This window comes from Deinococcus sp. AB2017081, assembly GCF_034440735.1.
GTDB lineage: Bacteria > Deinococcota > Deinococci > Deinococcales > Deinococcaceae > Deinococcus > Deinococcus rufus.
Window position 1 is genome coordinate 60,001 of record NZ_CP140098.1, and the last position, 19,318, is coordinate 79,318.

The 19,318-nt window shown below is 71.0% G+C and carries 19 protein-coding genes and 1 tRNA gene; 13 read left to right on the plus strand and 7 right to left on the minus strand.

All coding sequences use genetic code 11. The features are described from left to right. Positions 1-199: 199 nt before the first annotated feature. Positions 200-469, minus strand: coding sequence for a GlsB/YeaQ/YmgE family stress response membrane protein (locus U2P90_RS00305; protein WP_295820254.1), 270 nt, complete (start codon positions 467-469; stop codon positions 200-202). 426 nt (positions 470-895) lie between these two features. Between U2P90_RS00305 and thrB the strand changes: the two genes are divergently transcribed. Together thrB and U2P90_RS00315 are read left to right on the plus strand one after the other, a co-directional pair. Further along, complete coding sequence (thrB, locus tag U2P90_RS00310) at positions 896-1,801, plus strand: homoserine kinase (RefSeq protein WP_295820257.1); 906 nt, start codon at positions 896-898, stop codon at positions 1,799-1,801. 42 nt (positions 1,802-1,843) lie between these two features. Next, positions 1,844-2,833 carry a PIG-L deacetylase family protein gene (locus U2P90_RS00315; RefSeq protein ID WP_322473291.1) on the plus strand — a complete coding sequence of 330 codons (990 nt, stop codon included), beginning with the start codon at positions 1,844-1,846 and terminating at the stop codon, positions 2,831-2,833. Here the strand turns inward: U2P90_RS00315 and U2P90_RS00320 are convergent. Continuing rightward, entirely contained in the window at positions 2,781-3,443 is a 663-nt protein-coding gene (locus U2P90_RS00320; protein WP_322473292.1) for a GNAT family N-acetyltransferase, read from the minus strand. The two genes, U2P90_RS00315 and U2P90_RS00320, sit on opposite strands and share 53 nt — an antisense overlap. Positions 3,444-3,593: 150 nt before the next feature. On the opposite strand from U2P90_RS00320, the gene U2P90_RS00325 reads away from it, so the two are divergent. Continuing rightward, complete coding sequence (locus tag U2P90_RS00325; protein ID WP_295820263.1) at positions 3,594-3,860, plus strand: hypothetical protein; 267 nt, start codon at positions 3,594-3,596, stop codon at positions 3,858-3,860. Positions 3,861-4,343: 483 nt separating this feature from the next. Here the strand turns inward: U2P90_RS00325 and U2P90_RS00330 are convergent. Next, positions 4,344-4,420: transfer RNA gene (locus U2P90_RS00330), tRNA-Pro, on the minus strand. An 84-nt stretch (positions 4,421-4,504) separates the two neighbouring features. Here U2P90_RS00330 and U2P90_RS00335 point away from each other — a divergent pair. From U2P90_RS00335 to U2P90_RS00360, 6 genes are all read left to right on the plus strand, one after another. Beyond that, complete coding sequence (locus U2P90_RS00335; protein ID WP_295820266.1) at positions 4,505-5,287, plus strand: AIM24 family protein; 783 nt, start codon at positions 4,505-4,507, stop codon at positions 5,285-5,287. 290 nt (positions 5,288-5,577) lie between these two features. Beyond that, on the plus strand, positions 5,578-6,918 hold the full coding sequence (locus tag U2P90_RS00340; protein WP_322473293.1) for a BCS1 and AAA domain-containing protein: 1,341 nt from the start codon (positions 5,578-5,580) through the stop codon (positions 6,916-6,918). A gap of 273 nt (positions 6,919-7,191) precedes the next feature. Beyond that, positions 7,192-8,118, plus strand: coding sequence for an AEC family transporter (locus U2P90_RS00345; RefSeq protein ID WP_322473294.1), 927 nt, complete (start codon positions 7,192-7,194; stop codon positions 8,116-8,118). Positions 8,119-8,169: 51 nt separating this feature from the next. Continuing rightward, positions 8,170-8,715: a hypothetical protein gene (locus tag U2P90_RS00350; protein WP_295820273.1), complete on the plus strand. Its 546-nt coding sequence runs from the start codon at positions 8,170-8,172 to the stop codon at positions 8,713-8,715. A gap of 10 nt (positions 8,716-8,725) precedes the next feature. Next, the gene (locus U2P90_RS00355; protein WP_322473295.1) at positions 8,726-9,844 is read left to right on the plus strand and encodes a DNA cytosine methyltransferase; all 1,119 of its coding nucleotides are present in this window, start codon (positions 8,726-8,728) and stop codon (positions 9,842-9,844) included. Positions 9,845-9,960: 116 nt separating this feature from the next. Next, positions 9,961-10,425 carry a hypothetical protein gene (locus U2P90_RS00360; RefSeq protein ID WP_322473296.1) on the plus strand — a complete coding sequence of 155 codons (465 nt, stop codon included), beginning with the start codon at positions 9,961-9,963 and terminating at the stop codon, positions 10,423-10,425. 1 nt (position 10,426) lies between these two features. Here U2P90_RS00360 and U2P90_RS00365 read toward each other — a convergent pair whose 3' ends face one another. Then, positions 10,427-12,841, minus strand: a complete 2,415-nt coding sequence (locus U2P90_RS00365) for an ATP-binding protein (RefSeq protein ID WP_322473297.1) — start codon at positions 12,839-12,841, stop codon at positions 10,427-10,429. Positions 12,842-13,094: 253 nt separating this feature from the next. On the opposite strand from U2P90_RS00365, the gene U2P90_RS00370 reads away from it, so the two are divergent. Beyond that, positions 13,095-13,514 (plus strand): bleomycin resistance protein, encoded by a 420-nt coding sequence (locus U2P90_RS00370; protein ID WP_322473298.1) that lies wholly within the window; start codon positions 13,095-13,097, stop codon positions 13,512-13,514. A 3-nt stretch (positions 13,515-13,517) separates the two neighbouring features. Here U2P90_RS00370 and U2P90_RS00375 read toward each other — a convergent pair whose 3' ends face one another. Further along, positions 13,518-13,988: a hypothetical protein gene (locus U2P90_RS00375; RefSeq protein ID WP_322473299.1), complete on the minus strand. Its 471-nt coding sequence runs from the start codon at positions 13,986-13,988 to the stop codon at positions 13,518-13,520. A 115-nt stretch (positions 13,989-14,103) separates the two neighbouring features. On the opposite strand from U2P90_RS00375, the gene U2P90_RS00380 reads away from it, so the two are divergent. Next, a complete protein-coding gene (locus tag U2P90_RS00380) occupies positions 14,104-14,592 on the plus strand; it encodes a hypothetical protein (protein WP_322473300.1) in 489 nt (162 codons plus the stop codon). A gap of 52 nt (positions 14,593-14,644) precedes the next feature. Next, on the plus strand, positions 14,645-15,862 hold the full coding sequence (gene hemW, locus U2P90_RS00385) for a radical SAM family heme chaperone HemW (protein WP_322473301.1): 1,218 nt from the start codon (positions 14,645-14,647) through the stop codon (positions 15,860-15,862). A 355-nt stretch (positions 15,863-16,217) separates the two neighbouring features. Here hemW and U2P90_RS00390 read toward each other — a convergent pair whose 3' ends face one another. Beyond that, complete coding sequence (locus U2P90_RS00390) at positions 16,218-16,865, minus strand: hypothetical protein (protein WP_322473302.1); 648 nt, start codon at positions 16,863-16,865, stop codon at positions 16,218-16,220. Between the two features lie 62 nt (positions 16,866-16,927). On the opposite strand from U2P90_RS00390, the gene U2P90_RS00395 reads away from it, so the two are divergent. Continuing rightward, entirely contained in the window at positions 16,928-18,154 is a 1,227-nt protein-coding gene (locus tag U2P90_RS00395) for a cytochrome P450 (RefSeq protein WP_322473303.1), read from the plus strand. A 74-nt stretch (positions 18,155-18,228) separates the two neighbouring features. Here U2P90_RS00395 and U2P90_RS00400 read toward each other — a convergent pair whose 3' ends face one another. Continuing rightward, on the minus strand, positions 18,229-19,311 hold the full coding sequence (locus U2P90_RS00400) for an alpha/beta hydrolase (RefSeq protein ID WP_322473304.1): 1,083 nt from the start codon (positions 19,309-19,311) through the stop codon (positions 18,229-18,231). Positions 19,312-19,318 lie beyond the last annotated feature (7 nt).

The following is a 19,318-nucleotide window of genomic DNA, read 5'->3' on the forward strand; positions in this document are numbered from 1 at the left end:
TTACTCCTTCTTCAGTCTGGATCCTGTGGTTCTGGCCGGGAGAAGCGGAGCGTCCATTCTGGACGGCCACTCGCCGGACGGGATCAGACAAGCCTTCCGACTGTAGCACACCGTCGTGGCTGGTGGTAGGGCGGCATGGCAGCCCAGACACAGAACAGCCGGATGCCCCTGAGGACACCCGGCTGCCGGAGACGGTCGCTCAGCGCAGAACGCGCAGCGCCTTGAGGATGGCGATCAGGACGACACTGCCGACCACGCCCCAGATGATGCTCCAGAAGCTGAAGCCGTTGCCGGCCGCCGCCGCGCCGCCGATACCCAGCAGGTTGGCGAAGATGAACTGCGCAAGGACTGCACCGACGATACCGATCAGGATATTGGCGACCGCACCCTGCTGGGCGTCGGTCTTCATGATGAGGCTCGCCAGCCAACCGCACAGCGCACCGACCAAAATAAGGATGATCCAACTCATGTGTGTTCCTCCTGGACGTACATGGGGTCAACGAACAGACTCGTTGTGTGGGCAGCATGAAACTGCGTCCAGACGTCTAATGTAGAACGCCCCACATTCTCAAGATGGACAGAAGGCGGGATGGATGTCCCGTCAACCCGACCTGAACCTCAGGCCTGGAACTGTGCCGTTCGGTTCTCATTCCTGACGGAGATGGGCGGTTCCGGGAGCACCCTGTGGCCGGACGGCAGGTTGTCTTGAGGTCGTCGCCCAGATCGCCCTGCCCGGTCGCGTACCATGACCGGCAGCGTCCCTCCGGGGGCATCAAGGAGTCTGCATGCCTGGCACCAGCATCGCGCCCCGAGCGTCTGTCCGCCCACGTGGGCGGCGTTCTTTCCATAACACGGCATCCGGGCGATCCGGCGTCGCCCGGCTGTGGAGTGACCTGTGACCTTCACCGTCCGGGCGCCGGCGAGCAGCGCCAACCTCGGGCCGGGCTTCGACTCGCTGGGCCTGAGCGTGCCGCTGTACACGACCGTGCGCGTGACGCGCCAGGACAGCACGGAGGTCGTCCCGCTGGGCGAGGCGCTGGACGGTACGCCCGCCGACGAGAGCAACTACGTGTACCGGGCGATGCTGCTGGCCGCCAAACGCGCCGGGCGACCCCTGCCGCCCGCGCGGGTGGAGATCGAGACCGAGGTGCCGCTGGCGCGTGGGCTGGGTTCCAGCGCCGCCGCCCTGGTGGCCGGGATCGTCGCCGGCAACGAGCTGCTGGGCCGCCCGCTGGACGGCGAGGCGGTGCTGGATGTCGCCGCGCGCGAGGAGGGCCATCCCGACAACGTGGCGCCGGCGCTGTTCGGGGGCATCGTGGTCGCCACGCTGGACAAGCTGGGCACCCACTACATCCGGCTCGATCCCCCTGCGCACCTGGGCGTGACCGTCCTGGTGCCGGACTTCGAGCTGAGCACCAGCAAGGCCCGCGCCGTGCTGCCCCGCGAGTACAGCCGCGCCGACGCCGTCCACGCCCTGTCGCACGCGGCGCTGCTGGCCGCCGCCCTGAGTGTGGGCCGGCTGGATCTGCTGCGGCACGCCATGCAGGACTACATCCATCAGGTGTGGCGCGCACCGCTGGTGCCAGGCCTGAGCGACATCCTGGACGACGCCCACCGGCATGGAGCGCTGGGGGCAGCCCTGAGCGGCGCCGGTCCCACCGTGCTGTGCTTCCACGACACGCGCGAGGACACCGGTCGCCTGCACACCTACCTGCACGGTGTCATGACGAGAAACGGCCTGACCGGACGCGTGCTCGATCTGCCCATCGACGCGGCCGGCACGGTGACCGAACACGCCTAGGTCTGGCATGACCGCGGCCGGCGCCCCGCCGGGCCGGTTCCGGTGACGCGCCGGCGCCCGAAGCTGGGCCGCCGGCCGTGGTGGCCCGCGCTGCTGATTGCCGGGGCGGGGCTGGCCGCGTGGATCAATGTGCCGCTCCCGATCCGTCCGTTCGACGGCAGTGCAGACCGGGTTCGGGCCCTGCCGGCCCTGGACGGGTTTCACGCCGGGCAGCGCGTCCTGGTGCTGTCGCCCCACCCGGACGACGAGACGCTGTGCTGCGCCGGCATGATCCAGCAGGCCCGCGCTGCCGGCGCGGAGGTGTGGATCACCTGGGTGACCGCCGGGGACGGCTTCGAGTTCGACGCGGCGCTGACCGAACGGGTGCTGCGGCCCCGCGCCCAGAACATGCGAGACCTCGGGGCCACGCGCGTGCTGGAAGCGAGGGCGGCGGCCCAGGTGCTCGGCGTGCCCCGCGACCACACCGTCGTGCTGGGCTACCCCGATCGGGGCCTCGCGCGCCTGACCACCAGCAATGTCGTCCGGCCGTATACGGCGCCCCGCACGGACGCGTCGGCGGTGTATGTCGCCGGCGCCCTGACCCCCGGCGCGCCGTACACCGGGCAGGCGCTGGACGCCGACCTGAACCGGGTGCTCGACACCGTGAGGCCAGACGTGGTGCTGGCCCCTGCACCGCAGGACTTCCACACCGATCACCACACCCTGGCCCTCCTGAGCATCCGGCTGATGGCCCAGCGCCGTCAGGAGGATCGTCTGCGGTTCTGGATCGTGCATGGGGGCATCGAATGGCCGGTGCCCAAGGGCCGGCACGAGACGCTGCCGCTGACCATTCCGCCGCGTGGCCGGACGCTGGCGTGGGAACGCGCCGACCTGACCCCCGCCGAGGTCGCCCGCAAGCGGGACGCCGTGGCCGTGTACCGGACGCAGACCCGCGTCCTGGGGCGGTTCATGGAGGCCTTCGTGCGGCGCAACGAGCTGCTCAGTCCCGACGCACCGGATCCCGATCCCGCCCCGGAGCCCGCAGCCCCATGAGGACGTGCGTGGCCGGGTGGCCGAGCCATGGCGTCCACAGCGGCGTGATCCTTGTCTCCAGCACCTCGAACCCCAGCCGTCGGTACAGCCCCAGGGCCGCGACGTTCTCGGTGGTGGTGGAGAGCTGCACGCCCGGCACGCCCAGACCGCCGAGCACACTCAGGTGAGCCTCCAGCAGCCGCCGGCCCGCGCCCGCACCACGGGCGGCCGGCAGCAGGTTCAGATGCAGATGCGCCGGGAACGCCCGCCAGTCGGCGTGGGGGGAGGGGTAGAGCGCCGCGCGCCACAGGTAACGCAGGCTCCGCAGCGTCGCGCTGGTGGGCCTCCGTCGGATCACCTGCCGCGCGACCACCCGGCTCAGGGCCTGCCGGTAGCGGTCATGCTCCGGCGCTCCCAGCACATACCCGACGACCTCGCCCGCACGCTCGGCCACGAAGCTGCCGGCCCCGGTTCCCTGGACATATGGCCCGATCCACAGGGCACCGAACAGCGCCTGATCCGGGAAATAGACCCGCGCGGACTGTCCGAAGAACCCCGTGAGATACGCGACGCGGGCCACGTCTGCCCAGTCCCGGGGACACACCGGACGGATCATGAGGGCAGCAGGCACCCGTGCAGTGTAGAGACCGGCACACCCGGACGACGCCAGTCGTCGTGGCCGTCGGGGGGAGGCGTCCCCCCGCTGGACGAATGGGGGATCAATCTGTGCTCAAGGCCAGCTATTCGGGGAGTGCCGGCAGTCCGGCGTACGGTGGGAGGCATGGACGATTTCCCGGCAGCGGACGCGGTGTGGCGGTATCTGGCAGGTCAGGGGTGCGAGCGGCGACGCACGGAGCAGCGGCCCCCGGACGGCCGCAAGGTGCACATCGTCCAGATCTGGCGACACGGGGTGCTGCTGGCGACCGGCGAACATGCCGATCCCCGCTTGGCGTCCTCACGTGCGCTGCTCGATGCCGTGCAGCTCCTGGCACCACCGGAACGGCCCCGGCTGCCTGCCCGGCCTGCCTACCCCCTGGTCGGGGCGTAGCAGGCCACATACCGCGTCCCCGCCGACCTGGCCGGATACCGATGTGGCCACGGCTCGCCAGGCCCTCCGCGTGCCGGCCGTCGGTTGCGCGGTGGGGAACTGGCGCCGGTGGGGAGTACGCGTGCCGGGGAGCCATCACCTGACCCTCAGGCCACCTTAGACCGGGCCTGACGGGCCGCTCACATTGATCCCGTCCCTACAGAACCGGCCATGATGCCGCTGCACACTCACCGCGTTGCACCTGTTCAATGGCTGTTCCCGGAAGAGCCTGGCGAGCCGTGCAACCAATACTGCTCCCTCCACCCCCGCCCTGGGGGTGTTGTCGTGGCAGCGGGCGGGCACCGCAGCCCACTTCCAGACGTCCGGCGACGGCCTCGATGATCCGGCCCCATTGGGTCGCCAGCGGTGCCTGCCCCTGCTGACATCTGTGGTCGGCGGCGCGGCAGGACAACAAAAAACCCCCTCTTCTCAGAGGGAGTGTGCTGGTCGAGGCGACAAGATTTGAACTTGCGACCCCTACCACCCCAAGGTAGTGCGCTACCAGGCTGCGCTACGCCTCGCTATCCAGCCACAGGACTATAGACGCCGCGGCGGGCGCGGTCAAGTGTGGGAACCGGGAGGCGACCGGTGCCGTACACCGGGGCATGGAATTCACCTGGACAGCCACCACCGAACGTACCCTCAGCGCCGGCAGCGCCCGGCTGGATGTGCTGGAGTACAGTGCCGCGCCCATGGAGGGGCCGCTGCAGGGCTTCCCGCAGATGCTTGCCCGGCCGGCCCGCTGGCGGCAGCTCGCGGTGCACGTGAACGGCGGCACTGCCACGCTGGAGTCCGGTGCACTGCAGTACCTGCGGGGCGATCTGGAGATGCAGGCCGTGTCTGCCGCCGGTGGCGGGGGCGGCCTGGGCGGCTTCCTGCGCGGCGCGGTCACTGCCGCCGCGACCGGCGAGGGCATGTACAAGACGGCGTTCCGGGGATCCGGCGTGATCTACACCGAACCGACCCGCCTGCACCTGCTGCTGGGCGAACTGCGCGGCGAGTCCGTGATCGTGGACGACGGCGCGTTCGTCGCCTGCACGGGAGACATCGCCGTGAGCCGCCACGTGAACCAGGGCTTCGCACAGATGGTCGGCAGCGGCGAGGGCCGCGTACAGCCCAAGCTGACCGGCAGCGGCATCTTTGCCCTGCAGAGCCCCGTGCCGCCCGAGGAATTCCAGATCCTGGAACTCCAGAATGACTCCCTGAAGGTCGACGGCAATCTGGTCGTGGCGTACACGGACGGCCTGACCTTCACCGTCGAGCGCAGCGCCCGTGGCCTGCTGGGCAGCGGCAAGACTGGCGAGGGCTTCGTGCAGGCCTTCCGGGGCACGGGCCGCGTGTGGCTGGCTCCCACCCTGCCCCTGCACGTGGGCGGCGTGACCGGCTGATACGGATTCCGTCCGATTTCCTTTTCCCCCTGCTGCGCAGCTCTGCGAGCCCGGTCGGATTGAATCCCGTTTTCAACGGGATGTGGTCGGAGTCCGGATGACCCCCAGCCCCGCCAGGGCACGTAGGCCCGCCTCTGCCATCCGGCGCAGGCGGGCTCTTTCGTTTCTGCTTACGCTGAGGATGTTCCCGCCTGCCTGCTGGCCGGCTTCCCTTGCCCCTGCGCGGCCACGCTCTGTGCCTCCCGGCGATCCGGGGAGGCCGCCGCCCCACGACGACCGGACGACCACCCATGGACATCCCCGACATCCACACCCTGTGGCGAGACCTGCACGCGGCCGTCACGCAGACCCTGGCGACCAACCAGTTCGCGCAGGGCGGCGTGATGATCGCCGCGCTGAGCGCGCTGGCGGTGTTCGCCCGCAGCCTGCCGGGCCAGCTCTGGCACTGGCTGCTGGGCCGATACACCATCACGCTGGACGTACAGGGCGACGACGCCGCGTTTCCGTGGCTGGCCGCGTGGCTCGCCGCGCAGCCGGTCGGGCACCGCCTGCGGCACCTGGGGGTGGTCACGCGCTTCAACGAACAGATGGGCGGCCAGAACCTGACCCTGGGCATCGACCGCGACGGCGACGAGGTCAACGTCCGGCTGGTGCCGCTGAGCGGGCAGGTGCTGGTGCGCGTGCAGGGCCACTGGATCCTGGCGCGTCCCCTGCGCACGCAGCGGCAGGGGCAGAACGAGCGGCTGCTGGGCGGCTTCACCCACAGCCTGACGTTGCAGATGCTGAGCAGCTCGCGCCATGTGATCCCGCAGGTGCTGCGCGGCGCGTACGAGTTCACCGCCGGGAAGGCCGACGGCCGCGTGGAGATCCACGTTCCCGAGTACCAGGGCTGGACGCTCGCCGAGCGCCGCGCGGCCCGCTCCCTGGACACCCTGATCTACGACGGCGACCTCGTGGGCGGCCTGCACGCCGACCTGAGCGCGTTCTTCGCCGACCGGGAATGGTACGCGGGCATGGGCATCCCGTACCGGCGCGGCTACCTGCTGCACGGCCCGCCCGGCAACGGCAAGAGCAGTCTGGTCGCCGCGCTGGCCGGCGCCTTCGGCCTGAACGTGTGCGTGCTGAACCTTGCCACGCCGGATCTGAGCGACGACCGCCTGACCAGCCTGCTGACCAACCTGCCCCGCCGCGCCCTGCTGCTGCTGGAGGACATCGACGCCGTGTTCGTGGGCCGCGAACCCCGTGCCCCCACCGTGAAGCTCTCCTTCAACGGCCTGCTGAACGCGCTGGACGGCGTCGCAGCTGGCGAAGGCCGCGTGGCCTTCATGACCACCAACGATCTGGCGGGCCTGGACGCCGCGCTGATCCGCCCCGGCCGCGCCGACCGGCATGTATTGATCGGCAACGCCACCCGTGCCCAGGTCGGCGGGATGCTGCGCCGCTTCTGGCCCACGTGGACGGACGCCGACATCGCCCTGCTGCTGCACGGCGTGCCGGACGGGCTGCTGAGCATGGCCCGCGTGCAGGAATACCTGCTGGAGCGCCGGGCCGATGCGGAGGCAGTGCGGCGGGACTGGGGGGAGCTGGTCGGGCACGGATGCCCCACGCGGTTGCGGCTGCTGGCGGGGTGAAGGGCAGATTCAAAGAGATACCGGAAGGTGGGCGCCTACGGCGGGCTCCCCAACCCCCTCTCCCCGCAGGGGACAGTGTGAGCGGGTCAGCCTACGTTCATGGAATCAGAGGAGCGAAGGGCCGCCCCTGAGCGGATGGGGCCACGGAAGGTGGCATTCGGTCAGGGCAGGGTGGGGTGCTTCGTCCTGAACCGCTCTCAAGATGGTTCTTTCGTCCCCGCTGGACAGACACGCCGACCTGCGCGGCGTTCTCCCATGCTTTCATGCCCCCAGATGTTCCAGGCCCTCAGCAGCGTGTTGTTCCCCGTCATCCTGGTGGCCGGTCTGGGGGCGCTGCTCTCGTCGCGGTTTCCCATCGATCAGGGCACGATCTCGCGGATCACGCTGTACCTGCTGTCGCCGGCGCTGGTGCTGGACGTACTGCTGAAAACACCCGTACAGGTGGGCGAAGCGCTGCACCTGGGCGTGGCCTACGCGGTCACGCTGCTGGCGTGCCTGGGGCTGGGCTGGCTGTGCGGCCTGGGACGGCCGGGGCTGACGCAGCGCAGCTACAGCGCCAGTGTGGGCATCTGGAACAGCGGGAACATGGGGCTGCCCATCGCGCTGTTCGCGTTCGGACAGGCGGGCTTCGAGCGGGCCACGGTGCTGTTCCTGGCGTCGTTTGTAGGGATGTACGCGGTCGGGCCGGCGGTCTACAGCCTGGGCCGGGGCGGCATGAGTGCGCTGGACGCCGTGAAAGACATCCTGCGCCTGCCCGCCATCTGGGCGACCGTGCTGGGCGTGGCGCTGCGGCTGCTGCACGTGCCGCTGCCCGAGGGTCTGACGCGGGGCGTGTCGCTGCTGGCCCAGGCCACGCTGCCCATGGTGCTGCTCGCGCTGGGGCTGCATCTGGGGGCGGCCGGTCGCCCCCGCGTGAATGCGAGGCTGTGGCTCGCCAGCGGAGCGCGGCTGATCGGCGGCCCCGTGATCGCGCTGGGCGTGGGCCGGGTGCTGGGGCTGGACGCACAGAATCTGGCCGTGCTGGTGCTGTCGGCCAGCATGCCCACGGCAGTGAATGCCCTGCTGATCGCCCGCGAATACGACGCGGACGTCGAGACGGTCGCCGGGGTCGCCACGCTGAGCACGCTGCTGTCGGTGGTGACGATCGCAGGTGTGGTGACGCTGCTGCCCACGCTGACCGGGGCACCGCTGCACCCCTGAGCGCAGCTGACCTGCGGCCCACCATCAATGTGCATCTGCCACACTCTGGTCATGCACGATACCGAAGACCGGGCGCACTGGTTCGCGCTGGGCTGCGAGCAGGAGGCCGCGTTCGTGACCGACACCGCGCCCCACCTGGGCGTGAGCATGTGCGTGAATCCGGCAAAGGCACGTGACAAGTACGCCATCGACCTGCTGTGGGAGACCAGCCCTGGCGTGCATGTCCTGACCGACCTGAAGACGCAGAACACGCCGTTCTTCTCGGCCCGGCGGTACGGGAAGGATCCGGGGCGCACCGTGACCTTCAATCTGAAGGATCTGAAACGCTACGAGGAGCGCTACCCGCAGGCCCGCGTGGTGTTTCACGTGTGCTGGACACAGACGCAGATGACCATCCGGGGCCAGACCTACCGCGTGCCGCCCCTGCATGGCGTGTGGTGGGCAGATGTGCCCGGGATCCGCGCCATCGTCGACCGGGACGCTGTACAGCATGCCTACCAGCGGCGCGTGAACGACACGCAGGGCAACGCGAAGGGCAGTTACCTGCTCGCACTGGACGACCTGACGCTGCTGGGGCTGTTGCCCGTGCCCACGTAGACTGGTCGCAGTGACGTCACATATTTCTCTGTTCTCCGGCGCGGGTGGCCTGGATCTGGGGCTGGAGACCGCCGGCTTCCGCACGCTCGCGGCCGTCGAGATCGACCGGACGGCCCGCGCCACCCTGGCAGCGAACACGGCCGACCGTCCGATCCCGCCCTTCATCGCGGCCGACATCACCACGCTGGACGCGGCCGACCTGCTGGCCGCCACCGGTCTGAACCGCGGCGAGGTCATGCTGGTCAGCGGCGGGCCGCCGTGCCAGCCGTTCTCGACCGCCGGGCGGCGTGAGGCGCTGAACGATCCCCGTGGCAGCCTGTTCCGCGACTTCCTGCGGATGGTGGAGGGCATACAGCCCCGCTTTTTTGTCATGGAGAACGTGCGCGGTCTGCTGTCGGCCACGCTGCGCCACCGCCCGATCTCGGCGCGGGACGGCACGCCACTGACTCCGGACGAGGAGCGCGGCTCGGCCTTCCGGGTCATCCTGGACGAATTCGAACGGATCGGGTACAGCTTCACGTACGGCCTGCTGAACGCCGCCGACCACGGCGTGCCGCAGATGCGGCAGCGCGTGGTCATCCTGGGCAGCCGCGACCACGAGGCGCTGAGTCTGCCGGTGCCGACGCACTCCGAGACCGGAGCTGGTGGCCTGCCCCGCTGGCGCACGCTGCGGGACGCGCTGGCCGGGCTGGACGACCCGGAGCCGCAGTTCCAGCCCTACTCCGAAGCCCGGCTCCAGTATCTGCGCGTGGTACCCGAGGGCGGCAACTGGCGCAGCCTTCCTGCTGAGCTGATTCCCGCCGCGATGGGCGGCGCGTATACGTCGGGCGGCGGCAAGGTCGGCTTCTACCGCCGCCTGAGCTGGGATCGGCCCTCCCCCACCGTCACCACCAGCCCGGCGCAGAAGGCCACGGACATGTGCCACCCCACCCTGCACCGGCCCATCAGCGTCCGCGAGGCCGCGCGGCTCCAGGGCTTCCCGGACGACTGGGTCTTCTGCGGCAGCGTGAGCGACCAGTACCGCCAGATCGGCAACGCCGTGCCAGTGGGCCTGGGGCAGGCAATCGGCACGGCTCTGATGGAGACGGTACGGGGTGTGCACGTGGGCCGCAGGGCGGCGGTGGGCTGAACCGCGCCCCGTCTCGCCGGGCATCCGCGTGCATACCTTGACACCCGGCGCATACCGCGCTATCTTTCTTCCTACGAGCGCCCGAAAGGGCGCATTTTTATTGCTTACACTGACCTGTGCCCATTCGATACGAAGTGCTTGCGGACGCTCTGGCAGGAGCCCTCCAGGAGTGTCTCGGCATCCTTGCGCGAGAGGTCGATCTGCGTGAGCTGGCCGTATTCGGACTGTACACGTCGGGAGCGCTGAATTACCTTGGGCCGACAGCTGAAACGAAAAGCCGCTGGCCGTCGCTGCCGTTCCAGTGGTCGCCGGCCGACTGGGTATTCCATGGGATAGCCCAGGACGCCTTCAAGGAGGTCGATGCGCTGCTCCTCGAAGGCTGGCGTGACGGGTACGACACGTTCGACGTGGATGCGGAGCGACTCGTCCCGCTCATCGTCAGTATCCTCGCCGACGTGAGGCGGCGTGCGTTTACTGGCACTGACGTGCTGGTGGGGCTCTTCGTGGCCGGCGGTCACCGGTGGACGGATCAGTCCGTGGAGATGATCAATCCTCCCGAGGTCGCCCTGCGATACCGGTGACTTACCCCTCCGCCCCGTCCCACGCGGGGGTGAGCATACCGTTCGCAGCGCGGGTGTACGGCAGCCACGCGAGGGCCACCAGGGGCACGGTCACGTCGGTGCTCCTGGCCTTCACGTCGAGCTTCACGAGGTCGCTGCTGGCAGTCAGGGTCAGGGCGTCCACCTCGGCCTGCACCTGATTCTGCAGATCCTGGAGCTGCTGGGAGACCTGCATCATCTCGGTCTGGGCGGCCTGGACGTCCTGGCCCTCGCGCATGCTGCGGCCGACGCCAGACACGCCGCTGCGGATGGCCGTGGTTCTGCGACCCCCGCCGAACAACGCGCCCAGGACGCCCGCGCCGACGCTCATGGCCGTCTGGAGCTGGGCCTGCTGCGCCTGCGCCTGCTGCTGCTGCACCTTCAGCTGTGCCCGCGCCAGCCGATCCTGGAGCGTGGCGACCTTGCTGGCGTACTTGGCGCGCAGCTTCTGCACGGCGGCGTCCCGGGCCTCCCGCCCGGCGAGGCTGGCCCGCGCGCGGAAGTCGCCCTCGGTCTCGCCGGGCGCGCTGATCAGGCCACTGCCCGGCTCCTGCCACAGCGTGAGGGGCCTGCTGCCCGCCACGTACTTCGCGGCCTCCTTCGCCCACTTCGCGTGGTTCTTCGCGTTCAGCAGCGCGGCCGGCACGTCCGAGTACGTCGCGCCCGCCGCGCCCTCCCGCTCCAGCGCGTTCGGGTCGACGCGCAGCTCGGTCGCCTCGTCCCAGTTCACGGGAATGGGGCCGTCCGTCACGTCGGCCACGAGGGGCAGCACGCCCGCCACGTCCAGACGGTACTTGGTGGACGCATACCGCACCTGCGTGACCGCCAGGAGTTGCGCGTGGTACTGCACGTCCGGGTGGGACGTGGGCACGAAGACCTCGGTGATGCCGGGCGGAACCACCGGCTTGCCGGACGCGGACGCCGACGCGCTGGGAACTGCCGGGGTCGCGGTGCCGACGGCGGGCGCAGAGGCCTTCCTCTCCCCCATCAGCCGCTTGATCTGCGTGCCGGTGATCGGCCCGGCGAGGTAGCTCATCGTCCACCTTGTCGTGAACAGCACGGGGCGGGACTCGTGGACGTTGTGCATCAGGAACACGCGCTTGCCCAGGCCCGAGAGCAGGGCGTCGAGCTGGTCGCGGCTCAGGGCGTCCGGGCCGCTGGTCGCGCCCTGCAGGGCCTCCAGCACGCGGGCCTTGTCGTTCTCGGTCTGGAGGCGGCCGATCATCCACGTGCCGGTGTTGCTCAGGCCCTTGTAGTCCAGATCCACGGGGTTCTGCGTGGAGAGCGTGATGCCCAGCCCGAACGCGCGGGCCTGCTTCAGCAGGGTCAGCATGGGCGGCTTGCTCGGCGGGTTGCCGTTCGGGGGGAAGTACCCGGCGATCTCGTCCATGTACAGCAGGGCGCGCAGGCTGCTCGTGCCGGACTGCGTGCGCATCCATGCCAGCACGGCGTTCAGGAGCATGGACACGAAGAACATGCGCTCGGCGTCGCCGAGGTGCGCGATGCTCATGACCGACACGCGCGGTTTGCCCTGTGGCGTGAACAGGAAGCGGCCCACGTCCAGCGGCTCGCCCTGCGTCCACGCCTGGAAGCCCGGCGACGCCAGCAGGTTGTTCAGGCTCATCGCCAGCTCGAACCGGTCTTTGGGCGGGTAGAAGGAATCCACGGGCATCACGCCCACCTGCGCGAACGGCGGGGCCTGGATGCCCGCGATCAGGCCGCCCATGTCCAGCGACTGCCCCTGTCCCCACGCGTGGCCCAGCAGGTTCGACAGCAGCACGTGTTCCCGCGAGCGCATCGGGTCGGCGTCGATGCCCAGCAGGCCCAGCAGGCCGGTCACGGTGCCCTGCACGCGCTCGCGCAGGGCGTCGGCGTCGTCCATGATCTCCGGCGGCGGCGCGTCGAAGCCCTTGAGAACGCTGACCGGCAGGCCCGCGCTGCCGCCCGGCGTGTACACCGCGAAATCCGCCTTCTCCCGCAGCGCCCGGATGCGCTCGCCGCTCTGCCCCCAGTCCGCCAGTCCCCTGCGCCACAGCTCCGACTTCTGCGCCGCGAGGTCGTCCGCCGACACGCCAGCGCGCGCGGCCTCGGCTTCATCGACCCACGGGCGGAAGTCGCCGGGCGCGAGCTCCGGGAAGGTCAGCAGGAGGTTTCCCAGGTCGCCCTTCGGATCGACGGCCAGCACGGGCACGCCGTCCATCAGCGCCTCCTCGATGAGATCCAGGCCCAGTCCCGTCTTGCCGCTCCCGGTCATGCCGATGATCACGGCGTGCGTGGTCAGGTCGGTGCTGTCGTACAGCAGCAGGTCATCCGTGGGCTGATTCGTGGCCGGATCGACGACCTTTCCCAGGTAGAACGCGCCGAGCTTCTCGTAATCAGGCATGGGTTGATCGGGCATACGGTCAGCATAAAGCGCCGTTCAGACGTCCTGACAGACCCGTGTCAGTTCCCGTGTACAAACTATCCTCAATGCGAATCCCACCCTACCGGTGCATCCGACAGGCGAAGGCCCAGTGGCGCGTCAAATACGGGAGCCGCTGCAACGGCGGACGCACGGGCCGGCAACGGGTGAGGATTCCAAAACCGCACCGGCGCGGGGCATAGGCCACAGCGCCGATCACCGGGCAGGTGCCGCCGGATAGCGTGCAGGCATGACCGAGAACGTCTCCCACGTGCCCGTGACCGAGTGGGCTCCGCTGGTGCCGGAGCTGATGGCAGGCGACCTGACGCACAGCCTCGACGTGTACACCCGTGTGTTCGGCTTCACGCTGCACTACACGCGGCCCGGTTTCGCGTACCTGAGCCTGGGCCGCGTGCAGTGGATGCTGGAACAGGCGAACCCCGACAAGGCGTGGCTGACGGGGCCGCTGGAGCGCCCCTGCGGGCGCGGCATCAACTTCCAGATCGTGCACCCGGATCTGGACGCCCTGCACGCGCGCCTGCTGGCCGAGGGCTACCCGCTGTTCGCACCGCTGAGCACCGCCACGTACATGGAGGGCGACACCCCGCACACTCAGCGGCAGGTGCTCGTGCAGGATCCGGACGGGTACCTGCTGCGCTTCACGGACTGACGGTCAGCCCTGAAGCCGCTGCCCCGCCACCCCCTGCCCGAGCCGCTCCAGGCGGCCCCGCAGGCTCAGGATGTACACCTCGGGCGGCACCTCCTCGCCCAGCGTCCAAGCGCGCACGGGGCGGCGTGTGGCGGTGTCCAGCAGCAGATCGAGGACGCGCAGGGTCATGACGCGGGTCTCGTGCGCCTCGGCCAGGAGGTCGTCCAGGGTCATGTCGGCCAGCGCCTTCGTCGTCCGGATGGGCAGGGCGTCGGCGTCCGCGCCCAGGCCGATGCGCATCTCCATCTGCGCCTTGCGTTCCATGCCGATGGCGCTCCTGAGGGTGTCCTCCGCGCCGGCCTTCCACGGGCCGGTGGCGAGCAGGGCGGCGTGTTCGCCCTGCATGCGGCCCAGGTGGGCACGCACGTCGGGCGTGCTGGTGGTCTGCGCCTCGTCACGCAGGGCGTCCAGGGCGGTCGTCTCGGGGTCGGCCATCGTGCCCCGAGTGTGCCGCATCCGGCAGGGGGGCGGTGTGGGCGGCGCTGCCGTGCGCGGGTGTCCGCCATGCAGTGAACGGGCGGCGCGCGGCCGGGTGGGTATGCTGACCGCAATGCAGCACACCCGGACATGGTCGGACGTCTACGGCAGCGCGTGCGCGGACTTCGAGGGGCGCGCCGGCGGGCATGCGTGGGCGGTGGCCGCCCCGCCGCACCTCGCCGGTGCCCTCGCCGCGCAGCTGGACGCGCTGGACGGCAAGGGCCGCGTGCTGCTCGTCGTGCACGACGGCCTCACGCCCCTCCTCGCCGCGCTGCGCGAGGCCGACCCGCGCGGCGTGCTGGTCGTCGCGGAGCGGGCGCTGTCGTCCGGCCCGGCCATAAGCGTGCCGGCGCGCATGGTGGACGACGCGGGCGGCATCGAGTACGCCGAGGGCGGCGAGTACCCCGCGTGGACGGGCGCGGACGACGCGGGCGCAGGCGCGGGCGAGTGCGCGGCGGCCTCCGCGGTCGCGTCCCTGGGCGTGCCGGTCGTCGTGAGCGGGCCGGACGGCGTCCGCGCCGCGCTGGATGCGTGGATGGATCGCACGCCGCACGGACGCTGACGGCGCGACGCCCTCGCATTTCCCGGCCCGCGCGGCGCGTAGACTTCCGCCCGTGAGCCCGGCCCCGACTCCTGATCCCACCGTGCGGCACCTGTACGTGCACGTGCCGTTCTGCCCGAGCATCTGCCCGTACTGCGATTTCCACGTGCTGACACGCCGCGCCGGGCTGGTCGAGGCGTACCTGGCGAAGCTGGACGAGGAGGCCGCGCGGCTCGCCGACAGCTACGACGTGGAACTGGACACCGTGTACCTGGGCGGCGGCACGCCCAGCTTCCTGCGCGACTCGGAACTGTCGGCGCTGGTAGGCAGCGTGCAGCGTCACTTGGGCTGGGGCCGCGTGGAGAACACGCTGGAGGTGAACCCCGGCACCGTCAGCACGGAACGCGCGGCGCTGTGGCGTGACCTGGGCCTTGACCGCGCCAGCGTGGGCGTGCAGAGCCTCGACGACGCCACCCTGAAATTCCTGGGCCGCCAGCACGACGCCCGGCAGGCCCGCGACGCCGTGGGCACCCTGGTGGGCACGGGCTTCCGCGTGAGCGGCGACCTGATCACCGCCGTGCCGGGCCAGCCGCTCGACCGCGACATCCACGGCCTGACCGAACTGGGCGTGGGGCACGTGAGCGCGTACACCCTGACCATCGAACCCGGCACGGAGTTCGCGCGGCGCGGCGTGACCGTCGAGGAGGACGACGAGCGGCGCGGCTTCGAACGCACCGAGGAGCTCCTCACCGCGCGCGGCTTCACGCGCTACGAGATCAGCAACTACGCCCTCCCCGGCCAGGAATCCCGGCACAACCTCGCGTACTGGCACGGGCGGACATACCTGGGACTGGGGCCGGGGGCCGCGGGGCACTACCCCGTCCAACGGCGCGCGCGCGGGGACAGCGGCAACGGGCCGGCCGCCCGGCCCGGCGAAGACCAGACGCCGAGCGGGTCAGACGGCATCCTGACCACCCGGCGCACCAACCCGCACCTGCACGAGTGGCTGGCAGGCGCGGCAGGTGAGGACGATCCCATCGACGGGCACGAGTTCGTCACGGACGCGCTGTTCATGGGCCTGCGCCTGCGGGACGGCATCGACCTCGCCGACGTGACCCGGCGCAGCGGCGTGGACGTGCGCGCCCGCTACGCCGCCCCCATCGACGCCAACGTGACCCGCGGCCTCCTGACCCTGGACGGCGACCGCCTGCGCGCCACGCCCGAGGGCTGGTGGGTGCTCAACCGCGTCGTGACGGATTTTCTGGAGGAGGACACGGCGGACGGGGGTTGAACGCGCGCCGAATGGAAGTCCTCGACTCCTCCGCATCCCAACGGTCACGGAACCTGATTCGGCGGCGGTTGCCGGGTGGCCCCCCCACCCTTCCGGCGCTACGCGCCTCCCTCCCTCTCCCACAAGGGGAGAGGGAAAAAGACGAGGCACCCCACCCTGCCCCTGACCGAATGCCATCGTGCGCGCAGCGCGCGGGCGCTGACAGCATGAACGCAAGGGGCAAATACGCCGCGTCCACAGGCCGGCACAATCGACCAGCGGCGCGGCCCACCGCGCACTTTGCCCAGCGCAGCGCCGCTCCCCCTGCCCCTCTGGGGTAGGGGGCTGGGGGGTGGGGCCGCGCCGCAGACACCCCTCATTCCCCCACATCCCGCGTGAGCCCCAGCCGGAACAGGTACCGCTCCGGCCCCTGCCGCCCCGCGTACCGGGCGTGCAGGGCGTGCAGTTCGAGTTGCATGGCCTTGGCGTCCTGGCGGGTCAGGTGCAGTTCGCCCCAGTTGAGCAGCAGGACGGGCGAGTCGGGGTGCAGGAATTCGTCGAGGGTGAATTCGCCGGCGCGGGGGGTGATGTCGACCCTGACCGCGTCGCCGTCGCGGTAGACGCGCAGGCCGATGTCGCGTTCGTTGACGACGAGGCTGCGTCCGGCGTGGACGACGGCGCTGAGGAAGTGGCGGGCGAAACCGGTCTCGTGGAGGCCGATGAGGTCTTCGACGGTGGTGAGGGGGGTGGCGTCGTAGGGGACGAGGTACGCGCTGGAGGTGGCGCGGTAGTGGCGGATGGGGCGGCCGTGGCGCGGTTCGGTGCGGGTCTCGTGGGCAAGGCCGGCGGCGACGAGGCGGCGGACGCGGTGGTGGACGGCGTTCAGGGGAGATCCCAGGGTGCGGGCGAGCTGGGCGACGCTGTGTTCGGCGAGCATGAGGTGTTCGAGGGTGGTGAGCGTGGCGCTGTCCATGAACAGCTTCACGCCGGTGGGGTCGGTGACGCGCTGCCAGGGGCCGGGCATGGTGACCACGCTACTCGACGCCGCGCCTTGAGCGTGGAGTAGGTGGGGGGGCACGCTGGGGCATGACCCTCCAGGCTCCGCCGACCGACGCGCAGGCTGCCGTGCATGCGCTGTGGCATCCGGACTCGCTGCCCGATCCGTACCCGGCGTACGAGCGCGTGCGGGCGCTGGGGGTGGGCGGGGCGCTGGATCCCGCCTTCCCGGACTGGCCGGCGGTGTTCGTGACGGGGCACGCGGCGTGTTCGGCGGTGCTGCGCTCGCCGGGCGCGATCAGCGGGAACGGCATCCAGGCGCAGGGCGGGGCGTCGGACGGGGTACGGCTGCTGCAGTCGATGATGCTGTTCCACAACGGCCTGAGCCACCAGCGGCTGCGGGGACTGGTGAGCGCGGCCTTCACGCCGCGGGTGGTGGAGGAGCAGCGGGAACTCGTGCGCTCGCTGCTGGGGGAACTGCTGGACGGCCTCGCGACGCGCGGGGGTGGGGACGTGGTGGCGGAGCTGTCCAATCCCCTGCCGGCGCGCGTGATCATGGGGATGCTGGGCCTGCGCGGCGAGGACGAGGCGCGGTTCGTGCGCTGGTCGGGCAGTGTGGCCGACCTGCTGGCGGGCGCGGAGGGGTCGCCGGAACTCATGGCCCGCATCGACGCGGACGCCCGCGAGATGCGCACGTTCTTCAAGGATCTCGCGGACGACCTGCGCGCGACCCCGCAGCCTGGCCTCCTCTCGGCCCTGGCCGCGGCCGAGGACGGCGGCGAGCGCCTGAGCGGCGACGAACTGCTGTCGAACGCGGTGCTGCTCCTGACCGCCGGGCACGAGACGACCAGCAACCTCATTCCCGGCGGCCTGCTGGAACTGTCGCGGCAGCCGGACGCGTGGACAGCCCTGGTGGCGAACCCCCGGCACCCGAACGTCGCGGACGAGCTGCTGCGCGTGGTGTCGCCGGTGCAGTTCGACGGGCGGACGCTGGGCGCGGACGTGCCCGCAGGCGACGTGACCCTGCCGGCCGGCACCTTCGCGCAGCTCATGCTGGGCGCGGCCAACCGCGACCCGGCCGTGTTCCCCGACCCCGGCCGCATCGACTGGGAGCGCCCGAACGCGGCGCGGCATCTGGCCTTCGCGGCCGGCCCGCACTACTGCCTGGGCGCGAGCCTCGCCCGGCTGGAGATCGCCGAGACCTTCGCGGCCCTCGCCACGCGCTTCCCCCACCTGACCGTGACCAACCCGCACCCGCCCTTCAAGCCCAACCCCGTGCTGCGCGGCGTTCAGCGGCTGGACGTGGCGCTGGAGTGAACGTCTGGATGTCCGAGGGTCTGAACGTCTGAATGCCGGGGGCTGCGTGGCCCCTCGTTCAGACGTTCAGACTCTTAGCCGTTCTGACGCTCCACCCCCACCCACCACCATAGAAACTCCGGCAACCTTGCCCGCCACGCGGCCTCGTCGTGCCAGTGGCCCTCCCCGATGGTGACGTGCACGTCCTGCACCCTGGGGCGCAGTCGAGCGGCGAGGTTGTGGGTGAGGTGCACGATCTCGGCAGCCTCCTGCACGGTGCTGCCCTCGTGGTCGCCCATGTCGAGCCACATGCGGGTGGCGGGGGCGGTGCGGGGTTCCATCCAGCGGAGCAACTGGAAGTCGGCGGGCCAGATGGCGGGGCTCAGGACGCCCAGGGTGCCCCACGCGCCGGGGTCTCGCAGGCCGGCGTACAGGGTGATCAGGCCGCCGAAGGAGGAGCCGGCCAAAGCGGTCTGCGCGGGGGTCGTGTCGCCCCAGCGGGCGGCGAGCGCGGGGCGCAGGGTGCCGAGCAGCCAGTCGCAGTAGTCGTCTGCGCCGCTGTGGAAGTCGTTCAGCTCGAAGGGGAACGGCACGTAGCGGCAGCTGCGCTCGCCCCCCACGGGCAGCGCGGCGACCCGGACGGGGTGCCCGGCGTCGGCGAGGGCCTGCGCGGCGCGGCCGGCGTCCCAGGTCTCGCCGGCGAAGCTGGGGGCCTCGTCGAAGACGTTGTGGCCGTCGTGCAGCACCAGCAGCGGCAGGGGGCCGGTCGCGCCCGCGGGTGCCCACACGCGCACGGGCTGCTCCCCCCACGGGGCGGGCAGCGTGAACTCGGCCGTGGGGGGCACGCTGCGGGCGGGGCGTTCCCGGCCCTGTCGCCCGTCCTGCCACCCGGCGACGTCCAGCACGACCTCGGTGTCGCCGCGCACGACGGCGGTGTGGGCGGGGGCGCGGCCGCCCCACGCGTCGCCCTCCTCGGTGACGGTGCCGTCCGGGGCCACGTGGCGCACCTTGACCATCAGGAGCTGGCCGTCGGGGAGTTCGGCGTCCAGGGTGCCGGCGTCGTCGAAGGCCCAGCCGGTGGGGTCGTCGCTCCAGCCGCGGTGCTGGCCGGTGAGGAACACGGGGCCGGGCGCGGGGGGCGGCGGACGGTAGGAAATGCGGAAGTGCACGCGGGCCATGGGGTGC